Source organism: Mucilaginibacter phenanthrenivorans (assembly GCF_024721155.1).
In the GTDB taxonomy this organism is placed as follows: domain Bacteria; phylum Bacteroidota; class Bacteroidia; order Sphingobacteriales; family Sphingobacteriaceae; genus Mucilaginibacter; species Mucilaginibacter phenanthrenivorans.
The window spans coordinates 43,348-57,627 of sequence record NZ_JAHVAP010000011.1 but is presented as its reverse complement, the minus strand read 5'-3'; the positions used below and the strand labels follow the sequence as shown (position 1 = coordinate 57,627).

13 protein-coding genes are annotated in these 14,280 nt (G+C 42.5%); 8 read left to right on the top strand and 5 right to left on the bottom strand.

Translation table 11 applies throughout. The features are described 5' to 3' along the window. The first annotated feature begins 9 nt into the window (after positions 1-9). From KXD93_RS23685 to KXD93_RS23670, 4 genes are all read left to right on the top strand, one after another. A complete protein-coding gene (locus KXD93_RS23685) occupies positions 10-1,806 on the top strand; it encodes a RagB/SusD family nutrient uptake outer membrane protein (protein ID WP_258139874.1) in 1,797 nt (598 codons plus the stop codon). Positions 1,807-2,045: 239 nt separating this feature from the next. Further along, positions 2,046-3,287, top strand: coding sequence for a glycosyltransferase WbsX family protein (locus tag KXD93_RS23680; RefSeq protein ID WP_258139872.1), 1,242 nt, complete (start codon positions 2,046-2,048; stop codon positions 3,285-3,287). A gap of 40 nt (positions 3,288-3,327) precedes the next feature. Next, positions 3,328-4,527, top strand: a complete 1,200-nt coding sequence (locus tag KXD93_RS23675) for a glycoside hydrolase family 99-like domain-containing protein (RefSeq protein ID WP_258139871.1) — start codon at positions 3,328-3,330, stop codon at positions 4,525-4,527. Between the two features lie 249 nt (positions 4,528-4,776). Continuing rightward, entirely contained in the window at positions 4,777-6,303 is a 1,527-nt protein-coding gene (locus KXD93_RS23670; protein ID WP_258139870.1) for a glycoside hydrolase family 32 protein, read from the top strand. Positions 6,304-6,492: 189 nt separating this feature from the next. Here the strand turns inward: KXD93_RS23670 and KXD93_RS23665 are convergent, their stop codons facing one another. The 4 genes from KXD93_RS23665 to KXD93_RS23650 all read right to left on the bottom strand — a co-directional run bounded on the left by KXD93_RS23665 (position 6,493) and on the right by KXD93_RS23650 (position 9,472). Beyond that, complete coding sequence (locus KXD93_RS23665) at positions 6,493-6,801, bottom strand: hypothetical protein (protein WP_258139869.1); 309 nt, start codon at positions 6,799-6,801, stop codon at positions 6,493-6,495. Positions 6,802-7,030: 229 nt separating this feature from the next. Further along, positions 7,031-7,582, bottom strand: a complete 552-nt coding sequence (locus KXD93_RS23660) for a dihydrofolate reductase family protein (RefSeq protein WP_258139868.1) — start codon at positions 7,580-7,582, stop codon at positions 7,031-7,033. A gap of 12 nt (positions 7,583-7,594) precedes the next feature. Further along, a complete protein-coding gene (locus KXD93_RS23655; protein WP_258139866.1) occupies positions 7,595-8,518 on the bottom strand; it encodes a helix-turn-helix domain-containing protein in 924 nt (307 codons plus the stop codon). A 72-nt stretch (positions 8,519-8,590) separates the two neighbouring features. Beyond that, entirely contained in the window at positions 8,591-9,472 is an 882-nt protein-coding gene (locus tag KXD93_RS23650) for an SDR family NAD(P)-dependent oxidoreductase (RefSeq protein ID WP_258139864.1), read from the bottom strand. A 389-nt stretch (positions 9,473-9,861) separates the two neighbouring features. Here KXD93_RS23650 and KXD93_RS23645 point away from each other — a divergent pair, with 389 nt between their 5' ends. Beyond that, positions 9,862-10,527 (top strand): hypothetical protein, encoded by a 666-nt coding sequence (locus KXD93_RS23645; RefSeq protein WP_258139862.1) that lies wholly within the window; start codon positions 9,862-9,864, stop codon positions 10,525-10,527. A gap of 76 nt (positions 10,528-10,603) precedes the next feature. Further along, positions 10,604-11,098 carry a GNAT family N-acetyltransferase gene (locus tag KXD93_RS23640; RefSeq protein ID WP_258139861.1) on the top strand — a complete coding sequence of 165 codons (495 nt, stop codon included), beginning with the start codon at positions 10,604-10,606 and terminating at the stop codon, positions 11,096-11,098. Between the two features lie 85 nt (positions 11,099-11,183). Here the strand turns inward: KXD93_RS23640 and KXD93_RS23635 are convergent, their stop codons facing one another. Beyond that, on the bottom strand, positions 11,184-11,702 hold the full coding sequence (locus tag KXD93_RS23635; RefSeq protein ID WP_258139860.1) for a hypothetical protein: 519 nt from the start codon (positions 11,700-11,702) through the stop codon (positions 11,184-11,186). Positions 11,703-12,022: 320 nt separating this feature from the next. Here KXD93_RS23635 and KXD93_RS23630 point away from each other — a divergent pair, with 320 nt between their 5' ends. Then, entirely contained in the window at positions 12,023-12,520 is a 498-nt protein-coding gene (locus KXD93_RS23630; protein ID WP_258139859.1) for a hypothetical protein, read from the top strand. Positions 12,521-12,750: 230 nt separating this feature from the next. Continuing rightward, positions 12,751-14,235, top strand: coding sequence for a serine hydrolase (locus tag KXD93_RS23625; RefSeq protein ID WP_258139858.1), 1,485 nt, complete (start codon positions 12,751-12,753; stop codon positions 14,233-14,235). Positions 14,236-14,280: the final 45 nt, after the last annotated feature.

Below are 14,280 nucleotides of genomic sequence, written 5' to 3'. Positions count from 1 at the left end.
CAAAATATTATGAAAAAAATTATTTCACTGATCGTTCTGATCAGCTTTGCTGCATGTTATTCCTGCAATAAGGAAGTTTTAAATAAAAAGCCGCTTAATATTATTTCAGATGCCGACGTTTTTAAAGATCCGGCATTGATAAACGCCTACCTTACCCAGGTTTATTACGATATGCCTATTTTAGGAAATGATTGTAGTGGAAGTGGTTCATTTGATGGCGACGGAAGCTGGCATGCCTTTGATATCAACGATGTGTCTGACGAAAGTTTTCCGCAGTTTAGAGACTGGAACCCAAGTAATGCGTTTACCTATAAATATGGCAATTTAAATATTAACGGGGGTTTACTTGATTGGTGGGGATATAACACTGTGCGGGAGATCAACCAATTTCTTGAAAAATTGCCCGCTTCTCCGCTTCCTGCAGATCAGGTAAAAGCGAAGATTGCCGAGGCCCGGTTTCTAAGGGCATTCTGTTACTTCTCCATGGTTAAACGGTACGGCGGTGTTCCGTTGATCAGCTCTGTTCAGGGAATTAATGAGCCTCAGTCGGCACTTTTTCCGGCAAGAGACACGGAGCAGAAGGTTTATGACTTTATCATTTCCGAAATTGACGCGTGTGCAAATGATCTACCAGAGGTGGTTACCGGCGACAATTTAGGAAGGCCATCGAAATATGCCGCTATTGCCTTAAAAAGTCGCGCCGCATTATATGCAGGCAGTATAGCCCAATTTGGTACAGTTCAATTAAATGGCGTTGTAGGGATCCCCGCATCAGCGGCCAAAACCTATTACCAGGAATCTTACGATGCTTCACAGGTAATTATAAAAAGTGGCAAATACGCACTTTATAATCTTGACGCTAATAAGGCGACTAATTTTAGAAACATCTTTTTGGTGAAAAATAACAGCGAAGTGATTTTCGCTAAACGCCACGACAATGTTAATGAGGCTACCGGCGGAAATGGCTGGGGTGTCGATTTTTTCAACTGTCCAAGGCCGCAAGCATGGGGTCGTGGTTTGTATGATCAAGCTTATCTTGAACTAGCTGAATCGTTCGAGCATATTGATGGAACTCCGGGAACTTTAGATCGTACCGCTGTTCAAAGTAAAATAATGTCGACAGACGAGTTATGGGCTAACAAAGATCCTCGTTTTTTTGCTACGTTTTATACGCAGAACACCAGCTGGAAGGGTACTAAACTTGATTTTCATGCTGGCATCAAGCTTCCCGATGGATCAATCATAACCAGCGGAGCCTATAATGGCACTGCTGCCACAGGTGACCAGGATTACCAGGGAACAGGTTTAGGTGTTTTGAAATATTTGGATGAAAGCCATGATAACATGGCTGGGGCGAACAGTGGTTGGGCAACATCAGCCCAGGATTGGTTAATCTTCAGGTATGCAGAAATCCTTTTAAACAATGCGGAAGCTGCATTTGAATTGGGAAATACGGCTGATGCGCTGAACTCTATTAATCAAATCAGGAGTCGTGCAGGTATAGCCGCCTTAGGTAGTGTAACAAGAGATCAGATCCACCACGAACGCAAGGTTGAGCTTGCCTTTGAAGGCCAGCGTTATTGGGATGTGCGGAGATGGCGTACTGCTGTTCACGATTTGTCAGTTCGCTGGTCGGGTATCCGTTATATTCTTGACGGCGCATCAGGCAAATATCAGATCCAGATCATTAATAATGTGGATGGCGCATCAAACATCCCGCAATTCAGGGCTGAAAATTATTATCTGCCATTAACGGTTGGAAGAACATCCAACAATAAAAATTTGGTTGAAAATCCCGGGTACTAAAAATAACAGCATAGGCTATCGGTTTTGAATGCATTTTCGGCCGGTAGTTTTACTAACTAAATTCAGCGGCAATGCTGATTTAGACAAAGAGAACGAGTAAATAAAGGTTAATATTTATTACTGGTTAGTTGGCAAAAGCCCTGGGCCGCCGTTAGTAACGGCGCCCAGGCTTTTATTTTACTTTGCCGTATTGACCGATATAGAATTGCTATTTAATAACGCAACATACATCTGCCCCAATGCGATACTTTAAAATCTTGATTTTTTTGATCCTGCAACCCTGTACTCACAAAAAGAACCTGATCTTTTTGGGTATTAGCATGCTTCTTTTGTTTGCCGGGAACTCTATAGCTCAAAACAAGCAAACAACCCCCCAAAAATATGACGTGGCTGCATTTCTTTATCCTGCCTACGCCAGCGGCGATCCGAGATTACGGCCATTTTGGCCCGAAGGGAACGGCGAATGGGAGACAGTTACCACCATGCAGCAACGCAACCCCGGCCATTATTGGAACCGCAAACCGGTTTGGGGCCCGATTAATGAGGCTGATCCCGCAATAATGAACATGGAGATTGACCAAGCCACCAAACATGGTGTAAATGTTTTTATTTTCGATTGGTACTGGTACGATGGCCGCCCTTTTATGGAGACTACCCTTGATAGCGGTTTCCTGAAAGCTGAGAACGTTAACAAAATGAAATTTTACCTGATGTGGGCCAATCACGATGTACAGAACGCCTGGGATACCCGTTTAAATAAATACCATGAGAACAATGTGATTTGGACAGGTAAAGTAAGCAGGGACGAGTTTGAGAAGATCTGCAAACGTAATATTGAAAAATATTTTAAGCTGCCCCAATACTATAAGATAGATGGTAAACCTGTGTTTATGATCTATGATGTGCCGCAATTAATAGCCGGGCTTGGGGGAGTAGAACAAACAGCTGCCGCGCTGCAATGGTTTAAGGATGAAACCAAACGCGCCGGCTTTCCGGGTTTGGAGTTGCAGTTAACCATGTGGGCTATCAATACTAATTACAGTGGCTTTGATGGGGGCAAAACCAAAAATGTTGAGAACGCCTTTGTGGAAAAGCTGGGCTTTACAAGTGCTACGCATTACCAGTTTGTTCATTTTACCAATCCTAATGACGACTATCTGAACATCCTGGATCGCGTAAAAAAGGAATGGGCACGTATTGATACCACGTTCGAGTTTAAGTACTACCCACACGTTAGTATTGGTTGGGATAACAGCCCGCGCATGGGTCAAAGCCCGGTTATGCGTAACAACACGCCGGAAAACTTTGCTAAAGGCCTCCGGATGGCTAAAGATTATATAGATGCGCACCCTAAACAAGCACCGCTCATCACCATAAACAGCTGGAATGAATGGACCGAAACCAGTTACCTGCAGCCCGACAACGTTAACGGCTATGGATATCTGGACGCGGTAAAGAAGGTTTTTTTGGATAACAAATAAGCAAGGAAATAAGATTTGACATAACTAATGAATAAATAATATGATAAAAATAAACAGACGCCTTTCTTTACGGTTTTTATACGCAGCTTTTTTTTACGCCATGAGCGTAACTGCCTTACATGCCCAATCAACAAAGCAGCATTATGATGTTGCGGCTTACGTATGGCCGGCCTATCAGCCTGAGCCACGATTTAAAGATATTGGCGTTTTTAAGGATGGTAAAGGCGAATGGGAGAGCATATACAACGCCAAGCCAAAATTCGCGGGGGATAAACAGCCTGAAGTTCCGCTATGGGGCTATGTTAACGAGGCCGACCCTAAAGTGATGGAAAAAAAGATTGACGCTGCCGTATCACACGGTGTAAACGTATTTATTTACGACTGGTACTGGTATGATGGAAAGCCATTTTTAGAAAATGGGATAGACAAGGGGTTTTTAGGTGCAAAAAACAAGAATAAAATGAAATTTTATTTAATGTGGGCCAACCATGACCACAGCGCTTACCTGGATAACACCACTGATGATAAGAGTAAGATCTATTGGTATGGCGGTATTGACAGGCCTACATTCAATATTATGATAGCACACATCATAAAAGATTATTTCAGCCAGGCAAACTATTACAAGATAAAAGGCGAGCCGGTGATCAGCATTTATGAACTGGCTACATTTATCAAAGGCATGGGTGGTATTAAGCAGGCTAAAGAGGCGCTGGATTATTTTACTCAAAAGACAAAAGAAGCGGGTTTCCCTGGTTTGCACCTGCAGGGCGTTTTATGGGGGGCGATACCAAAAGGAATTTCGGCAGTGCCGGGTGATACGACAGTTACGCAAAATAACACCGTGTTAGAACTGGGCTTTAAAAGTCTAACCAACTATCAGTGGTGCCATTATGTGCCGCTTGACAGGTATGATAGATGGGGCGCTAAAGCAATAGAAGGATGGGCTAAATTTACCAAAGAGTTTACCGTGCCGTTTTTTCCGCATGTATCAATAAGCTGGAATAATAACCCGCGCTTTCCAAAGACTTTACAAGGGATGGTTACTGATGCTAACCCTGGAGATTTTAAGCGCTTCTTATTACAGGCGAAGGAATATGTAGACAGTCATCCGGATCAACCCAAATTGATCACTATAAATGCCTGGAATGAATGGGCGGAAGGGAGCTACCTGGAGCCGGATAAACAACATGGCTATGGTTATCTTGATGCTGTAAAGGAAGTGTTTGGGAAAAAGTAAGGTTAATAAAAGCGCGAAGCACCGTTTTAGCGGTGACTTCGCGCTTTTCTAAATATCTTGATGCTGTCCATTTACGGAACCGTTCCGCGAGAAATGCCTGACTGGGGAAACCAAGTGACAGATTGTGCAGAAACAACGTGTTGGTAAGTTTAAAAGTGCCCACAGCACAGCGCCTGACAATAAAAGTAAACTGTTAACAATCCATTTAAATACCTACCTTAACAGAACCAATTTAAACATAACTACATCATGAATAAGGCAAAGTATCTCGGATTGTTCCTATCGGTAATAACCATACAATCGTTTGCGCAGGATGCTGCAAAGCTTACCCCGCAATGGCGGCCATTGTACCATTTCACGTCGCCAACCAACTGGACGAACGATCCGAATGGACTGATATTTTTAAACGGGGAATTTAACCTGTATTATCAGCATAATCCGTTCGAAAACAAATGGGGCCACATGAGCTGGGGCCACGCCACCAGCAAGGACCTGGTAACCTGGAAGAATTTCCCGGTAGCCATTCCCGAGGTAATGACCAAGGACACCACTACCTGGATCTACTCAGGTTCGGCAGTGTTGGATAAGGATAATACCAGTGAGTTTGGCATAAATGGCAAAGCGCCTATTGTGGCCATTTTTACTGCCGATCAGCCAAAGCAGAAAAAGGAATCGCAGTTTATTGCGTACAGCAACGACGGTGGATTAACTTATAAACAGTATGCACATAACCCGGTGATCGACCTGAATATGCATGATTTCCGCGATCCGAATGTGTTTTGGTACGAACCTACTAAACAATGGATCATGACGGTATCGATGGTTGACGATCATATGGTCAGGATTTATGGCTCCAAAAACTTGAGGGAATGGACGAAACTGAGTGATTTCGGCCCGGCTGGCTTTACAAAAAATGGTTGGGAGTGTCCATCATTGTTACCTTTAACAGTCGACAACGATCCCTCGAAGATAAAATGGGTGCTGTTTGTATCCTGCGGTGGTGGCCATGGTCCGTTGATGCAATACTATGTGGGCGATTTTGACGGTACGACCTTTAAAAATGATAACCCGGCCGATAAGTTCCTTACTGTTGATTACGGCGATGCATTTTATGCGGCAATAGCCTGGCGCGATGCCCCGCAAAACAAAAAGATCCTTTTAGGCTGGATTCAAAATGGCAAGCCGGAAACTTTTCCATGGAAGGGGCAGATGTCTATCCCGCACGATCTGTCGTTTAAAACTACTGATGAGGGCTTAAGACTGATCCAGCAGCCATCCTCAATCGTTAGCAGCACGCTGGCTAAATATGCGAAGGGCGGTGCGTTCGTAAAAAGTAACATCAGTCTCGACGGTAATATGCCTTTGTCTTCAAAAGGGACGTTCGACGGTAATTCAACCTGGATAAATGCTGAGATTCAGCTGAACAATTCGAAAAAGGTTGGGTTCAACCTGGTTGAAAAGTCCGGTACCTCAAAAAAGGTAATAGTTGGGTATGACGCTGTAAAACAGGAAATCTATGTGGATTGCTCAGGATCAGAGAGCTCAAATAAACCGGCCGGAAACCTGTTGCTAACTGCACCAATGAAGGCCGTTAACGGGATTGTGAAGCTGCAGGTATTATTGGATAAATCATCACTTGAAGTATTTGGTAACGATGGCGAAAAAGTGATTACCACGATGATCTACCCGGATGCCGATGCCACCGACCTTTCAGCATTTTCAGACGGAAAAGCGGTAATTAAAAGCTTAAAAGTTTGGGATTTAAACCGTAAATAATTATGGTTTGATTCCCTCTTTGGTACAATAGGGTAGCTGATAAAATTAATAAAAGTGGAAAAGCCTGGTAGAAATACCGGGCTTTCCTATTTTAAATCGTGCAGATCTCGGGCACTGTCCTTTCAATGGCAGTCTTTACCCCGGCCCGCAGCCAAAGGCGTACTAAAGAGCCGTGAGGAACAGCGGTTTTTAAAGCATGATCAACCCATACACAATGATCATAACTGCAATCGCAACATAAATTACCGATATGCCATAAAATGTGGCCCACCGCAGCCAGTTTACAAATTCCTTAAACATTTGTACAACAGGGTCGTCTCCTTCCTTAATGATCAGGTAACTGTCTTTTTTGATTTTCTCCGCGTTGATCCTGTTTTCTTCCGCGTACTGCAAGCGGACGGCATCAAATTGCGCATTACAATTCGGGCACCTGTCGTCTATTTTACCTGTCCGGATGCTCCATTTTTCGCAAACAGGACACTTAATTTCACTGCTCATGACTTATGTATTTATGTTAAAATCGATCTTAATTGGTATTATAATAGCGCCCTAATGTTATAAAGATTTCAATCACTCTCGTTTTATTCGGACTAAGGGTTGTCCGCTGATAATGAGTATATTAAAATTACGCAAAAAAAAATCGAAACGACAAAAGATTCCCCGAATTATTTTTGATTCTTATCCATGGCCCGAGGATTTGGGTAGCGAATGCCAACGGGACAGTTAGCTATTTTCTTATTTCATAACAAAGTTCCACCATGCCGCTTTTGTAGGCTGTTACATTTTTTAGGTGTAAGGCTTGTTCCTGTCCTAGTTGGTCAAAAAACGGCATCCCATCACCTAAAAGAATTGGCAGGATCGACTGCCTTATTTCGTCTGCTAAGCCTAAACTAATAAAATCCCTTGCAAGCTCAGCGCCGCCCACAAGCCAAACATTCTCGTAAATGGGTTTTAGTCGTTCATTCACAAGTTCGGTCAAATCGCCGGAATAGGTTTCGATGTTCTGCCGGTCAATTGGCAATTTTCTGTGCGTTAATACAATAGTGGGCTTGTCGCCATAGGCCCAGCCATAATTCTTTGAAAGCTCCAGGGCGTGTTCATATGTACGGGAACCCATTATATAGCAGTCAATTGTTTTAAGGAATTCCGCCGTATCCTGTTCAGTAACATTAATTCCCTTTTCGTAGGTGTCTGATGTTTCAAACCACGAAACGCTGTTGTCCTTTTTGGCGATATAGCCATCAAGACTTGAAACCATATGGATCGTCAGCTTAAACATTTTGTAGCAATATTAGTTAAAGGATCGCCTGAATTCTAATGGTGAAAGGTTAGTTTTTGTTTTGAATAGCTTACTGAACGATTGCGAATGCTCAAACCCCAACGCGTATGCAACCTCACTCACCGACAGGCTGGTGGCAGATAGTTTTTCCTTAGCCTGCTCAATCAATTTATTGTGGATGTGTTGCTGTGCATTTTGCCCGGTATAAGAACGCAGCATATCGCTTAGATAGCTTGGCGATACATTCAGCTTTTCTGAAAGGTATTGAACGGTTGGGATTCCCTCGCTCAGCGACTTTTCGTTATTGAAATAATCGTCTAAAACATCTTCCAGCTTTTGTAACAGGTCATTGCTCACTGCCTTGCGGGTAATAAATTGGCGCTTGTAAAAGCGATTGGCGTAGTTCAATAAAAGTTCAATTTGCGAAATGATCACGTCCTGGCTAAAATCATCTATCCTGCTGTTCAGCTCATCTTCAATTATTTTAAAAATCGATATGATGGTTGCCTTTTCCTTGTCCGAAAGGTGCAGCGTTTCATTCACTGAATAGGAGAAAAAGCCATACTGTTTGATCTTTTTCCCCAGAGGATAATTCCGTAAAAAGTCCGGGTGTATCAGTAAGGTGTATTGGGAACATATTTCTCCATCATTGTTTCCATGGCTGCCAATAACCTGGTTAGGTGCGGCAAATAACAAGCCGCCCTCATCAAAATCATAATAATCCTGGCCATATTTTAACTTACCGCCCAGGCTGGGCTTGTAGGATATTTTATAAAAATGCAGTACATGAGAATAGGGTAACTTGCCTAAGATCACCCGGTTGGTTGCGCCGTCTATCAGGCTGATTAACGGATGCGCAGGCGCAGGTAAACCAAAGGCCCGGTGCATGTCTGATAACGAGTCCATACCAACATGAACTATCTCTTCCTTTTTCATTGTTTAAATTTAAGTCAATTATAACCGGCAATGAAAAGCATTGCCGGTTATAATTATTTATTTACCAAAGGATTACTTTGAAGTGCCCTGCGCTGCTGCAGATACAGCATCCCATTCTTCCCAACTGGCCAGTCTTTCGGCGTATGCGGTGCGCACCCATGGCAAGTTATTACTGCCCAAATTGATCCGCAGGGGCGGGTTTTCTGCATCAACTATTTTAAAGATCGCTTCAGGCGTTGCATTTGGATCGCCTCTTTTCATTCCTCTTAAGCCCCCGAAGAACTCTTCTTTAAAGTCCTGGTAAATATCAAGGCCTGCTGCAAATTTTAAGGACTCCGGGCTCCCGAACTCGGTGGCATAAGCGCCAGGCTCAATGATGGTTACCTTAATTCCGAAGGATTTAACTTCCAGGGCTAAACTTTCGTGAATGGCCTCGAATGCCCATTTTGAGGAACAATAATAACCGATCACCGGCAAAACTACATGCCCAAGGTTGCTGGATGTACCCAGGATATGGCCGTAACCTTGCTTGCGCAATATTGGCAAGGCCGCCTGGATCACCGCAAGTGGCCCAAAAACATTTGTTTCATACATCGCCCTTACGTCATCGGCGCTTGATTCCTCAATGGTGCCGACTAACGAATAACCCGCATTGTTCAGCACGATATCCAGCCTGCCGAAGTGGGCATGTGCCTGTTCAACTGCCGATTTTACCTGGTCCGGGTTGGTCACGTCAAGCTCCAAAGTCAGCACATTTGCGCCGTATTTTTCATTCAGATCAGCAATACTTTCCAGCTTACGTGCGGTAGCTGCTACTTTATCGCCCCGCTTAAGCGCAGCTTCGGCCCAAACCCGTCCAAAACCCCGGGAACTCCCCGTAATGAACCAAACCTTATCGGATGTAACAGTAGCCTTGGCAGCGCCTGTACTTGAATTTTCATTTTGATGTACCATGATTTTATTTTTAAATTGATAACGCAACAAAGGTCAACAGATGCCGCCCCGGACTTGTAGCCTGAATGAGGATTTTTGTAGGCGAAATGAGGAGGGGGGATTTAAGGGAGCCCGGGAGTCAGTCGCGGTTTTTGAAAATGTTTTATAGTTAGAATAGGATTTACTCACAAATCTGTATAGCTATTTCTGGACGGGTCAAGTGGGTTTACATGGTTTACATAATTTATGGTTTACATTAATATAAAATATTGATAATCAAATAAGTATATGATATAAATTCGAAAATTACTGTGTTTGTGTAAACCATTTTAAATATTGCTAATATTTTTAGTATTTGTGAATTTAATTGTTTATTTTTATAAATAATTAAATAAAGAGAACTATGCAAAATGGAAACACATGAACAGGCTTTAACAATTAGTGAGAAAAAAATTACCTCACTGCTTAGGTTGGAGAAAATCACCTTAAGCGACCTCGATAAATTTGATACAAGTGAACGTCAATATTTAGGAGCGACTTTAACTAAAATGCTGGAAAGCTTTAAAGGTGAGGAAAGAGATGATTTTCTAACAAAAATAGAAGACGTAATTCCGGTAACCAATAAACAGGTGATTTGGGAATATAACCACCTGAAGATCACTGAGGCTATCTCGAAATTGATTGAAAAGTATGGCTGCATGCCCACTCAAAATCACATTGTTGAAGAAACCGGTTTAAGCCGGCAAACCATCAATAAACATTTAAAAGAATATCAAACGCATGATGGCTATGCCAGGCAAATGGAACAGTTTAAAATCATGACGCCTAAGTTAATGGCGAAAGTGTATAAGTCTGCCGTTAATGGCGACGTGAGGGCCGCCAGGCTTTATTTGGAAACATTTGGCGCCACCAATAAGCGGCAAGGTAAAACCGTTGTTAACAGCCAGAACAACTATATCCAAATTAACAATACCATATTAAGCCAGGAAAACTTAAAGCGCCTGAGCGCGGAGCAGCTAAAACAGATAGAAAGCGTGGTTACCATGGTTTTACCAGAAGGCGAAAAGGCCGGGTAATTATGCCTCGCCGTAAACCGCTTGTCCAGGCGATCCGCGACCCCCAAACAATAAAATCACACGAAATTCCAGAACAATGGCAAACAGCAACATCACATTAACTAAAACAGAAAAAGATGATTTAAACGCATTTTTTCAATTTCAGCTTGACAAGGAAGCAAATTATTTGGCAGCTTTTACAGCTAAAGATCCAAACGATAAAACTGCTTACATTGAAAAGTACACAAAGTTTTTAACCGACCCGACCATAAACATGCAGACAATAAAAGCTAATGATGAAATTGCGGGTAGTGTAGCAAAATTTATGATTGGAGATGAAGCGGGGATTACTTATTGGATTGACAAAAAACTTTGGGGACAGGGAATTGCCACAACTGCTCTTAAACACTTTTTAAAATTTGAACAAACCAGGCCGATTTATGGACGCGTTGCATTTGACAACTATGGTTCACAAACGGTTTTAGAGAAATGCGGTTTTGTAAAGATCGGGAAGGATAAGGGATTTGCTAATGCCCGGCAAACAGAGATTGAGGAATATATTTATAAGCTTTCGGATTTACAATCCGCATAGGGAATTTGAAGCAAGTGGGTTTAGCTAAAGAGACGAAATTGCCTGCGGCGAGCACAAGAGGTTATGAATAAAAAGAATACCCGGTTTATTCACCCTGGTGTATCCAAATGTATTTCTTTCCATTCCAGTAGATCACAGCCACCGGACTTGGCTCTGCCTCCTCTTTCATCAGTAAGTTTATACCTGGTCTCTTTAACTTTACCGTTCTACTTCCGGTAATATTATCATCTTTGTCGATGGTTGTCTCGTAAACAACTTTCTCCCGGCAAAGCTTCCACTTCTTTAGCCAATTGAAAAAATCATCAGACCCACTACCGAAATCAGTTCCTGCTCCAAAGACGAACCATTGATCAGTGCAACCGTGAATGAGTAGGATACCGCCTTTATGGGTTTTCTTTTCTGTTACCAGTGCAGCTATATCATTTACACCATCTCCGTTGAAATCACCTTGCAGAAAGGTTGGTTTAAGGTTAGACTTAATTTCATACCGATCATTTAGATGATGTCTTTTAAATGATGTTAGAAACCATTGAGGCAAAGTGCTTGCCTGTGCGTGCGTTGGGATGGACGTAATTACCAGCACTATTATGACAAGGTATTTCAAATTCGTAAATTAATCCATGCAAATATACCACTCCGATCGAATTTATTTCACCGCCTGTCCAAGCGTGCCTTGGACACACAAAAATTTTAGCGTCACGCTTAAATTAACAAATGAAAACCATCAATTTTGGCAGAATGGGAATTACCCGGTATTACTTGATTCGCCGGCAATTATTGATCAGAAGATCGATTACGTTCATGAAAATTCGGTAAGGTCGGGAAATTAAAGATTAGTAGGGTAAATCAAATTCTTTTAAAAATAAGTTTCCCCTGCTGCATTCAGTTAAAGGAAAAAAGAATACCTTACGTTAATTTTAATAAATGGATACCTCTTATTACCTGCAAATTTTCCAAAGCGCAGCCGAACAATTGGACAAACAACTTTTTGCCCGAAGAGAGTTGAAGATTGCAGTAGTTGTTTACCATGAATCTGTTGTTTTAAAGGTATATAAACAATCATGGGCAAGCCCTGTTCAAGATCCATTAACCGCTGAAACAAGGATTTTCTTTTCTGTTTGGATAAACTATTCAGAGACGCAGAAACAAAAGTTATTTTACAATATACATGCTTTTAAATTAAGAAAGCTGAGTGGTTATGAGATAGAAAGTAGAAAATTTGCAGCTATTTTTAGATCGGGGTTTAAGAAATATGAGCATGAATGGCAAAATGTGAGTTTGAATTTTGGCCCACTAACACTGATGCAGGGATGGGTGCAGTCTGAAACGGAACAAGTTCAAGATGAAATCATTAAATTATCCTATAATTTTCTTGAAATAGTACATCTTATAGATAGCACTATTGCAACCTTTAAAATTTAATAGCCCCGCCCAATCAAGCGTCCTCCGCGAACTATTGAGTGTCCACGCTAAAGACAAAAGCCCTCACAAATTAATCTGAAAGCCAGAGGGGACGGATGACTTAAAATTATTCCGCTTTGCATCAGCCATCTACAGGTTTTCTGCATAAACGATGGGTCTTTGTAAAGGCTCCATGGTAACAAAAGCCTTACATTTAGCTCTAAATCCATATTAGCCCATCGATATATCACATGAATTTTAAAACTACTCTTTTTGTTCTCTGTTCCTTATTCTTCACCTTTTCCGCATCAGCACAGGAAGTTTCCGCGCCAGATAGTATCGACCTGTTTTTGCAAAGTAAAATGCAGCGTTTGCATATTCCTGCCTTGCAGGTGGCGATAGTACGCGGTGGGAAAATCGTCAAAAACAAAACGTATGGTGTTGCCAACCTTGAAAATAACATACAAGCCACCGATCAAACCATTTTTTCGGTCAATTCGATAACCAAAGCCTTTACAGGCGTTGCGGTAATGCAGCTGGCGGAAGAGGGAAAACTGGAAATCACCGCGCCATTGTCCCGGTACCTGGATAGCTTGCCCGAAAAATGGCAAGGCATTACACTTCAACAGGTGTTAACCCACATTTCGGGGCTTCCTGACATGCTTGACGCGGAAGAACAGGTGTTGGGCCATAACGACGAAGGCGAAGCGATGCAAAAAGTAAAAGCGCTGCCTATGGAATTTAAAACAGGCGAAAAATTTCAATATAACCAAACCGGGTATGTGCTGCTCGGCCAGATCATTACCAAACTAAGTGGCATGCACTTCACAAAATTCATTGAAGAAAGGCAATTCAAAGTAGCCGGTATGCACCTGACCCGCTTTGGCGACTCGTATGATGTTATCTCGAACTATGCAGGCGCTTATACCATGACCAGGCAGGTGGGCAACGGCTTCGTAAGGAACAATGTACCGGGTATAGGCTATATGCAGTTCCCGGTATTTTTCAGAACTGCTGCCGGGATCCAATCTACAGCCACGGATATGGCTAACTGGATCATCGCTTTAAAAACCGGGCGACTTTTGAAACAGCAAAAAAGTATAGACCTTATGTGGACGCCGGCGATATTAAACAATGGTACGATTGGAGGTTTTAATAAACTTACAAACGGCTATGCCCTTGGATGGCCAACGGTAACCCGGAAGGAACATCCGGCAGTCGGCCCGGTGGGTGGCGGCCGTTCGGCGTTATTCGTCTATTTAAAGGATGACCTGTCAATTGTGGTGCTAACCAATTTAATGGGAGGAAATCCGGATCGTTTTATTGACGAAATAGCCGGCTATTATATACCAGATATGCATGAAGTCAATGGCTTTGGGTTATCCGAAAATGTTAAAAAGCTAAGAACCGGGCTTTTAAAGCAAGGTTTTGCCAACGCAGATAAGGTTGCTGTGGGATTGAAACGGGCCGATCCGTCATTCGTCTTAAATGAGCAGGATCTGAATGCCTGGGGCTACCAGTTACTCAGCCAGAAGAAGGCTGCTGAAGCTCTTTCTATTTTTAAATTGAATACAACGCTATTTCCTAAAAGTGCAAACGCCTACGATAGCTTAGGTGAAATTCAGGAACTGACCGGCGACAAAAAAGAGGCATTGTTAAGTTACCGGCAATCGCTGGCTTTAAACCCTGAAAATAAAAACGCGGCAAAGCGCATTGCCGAACTCTCCGGTAAATGACCCGGCTCCGGTGCCTTAAGGTATGCCGTGAATTACGAGCCTGTG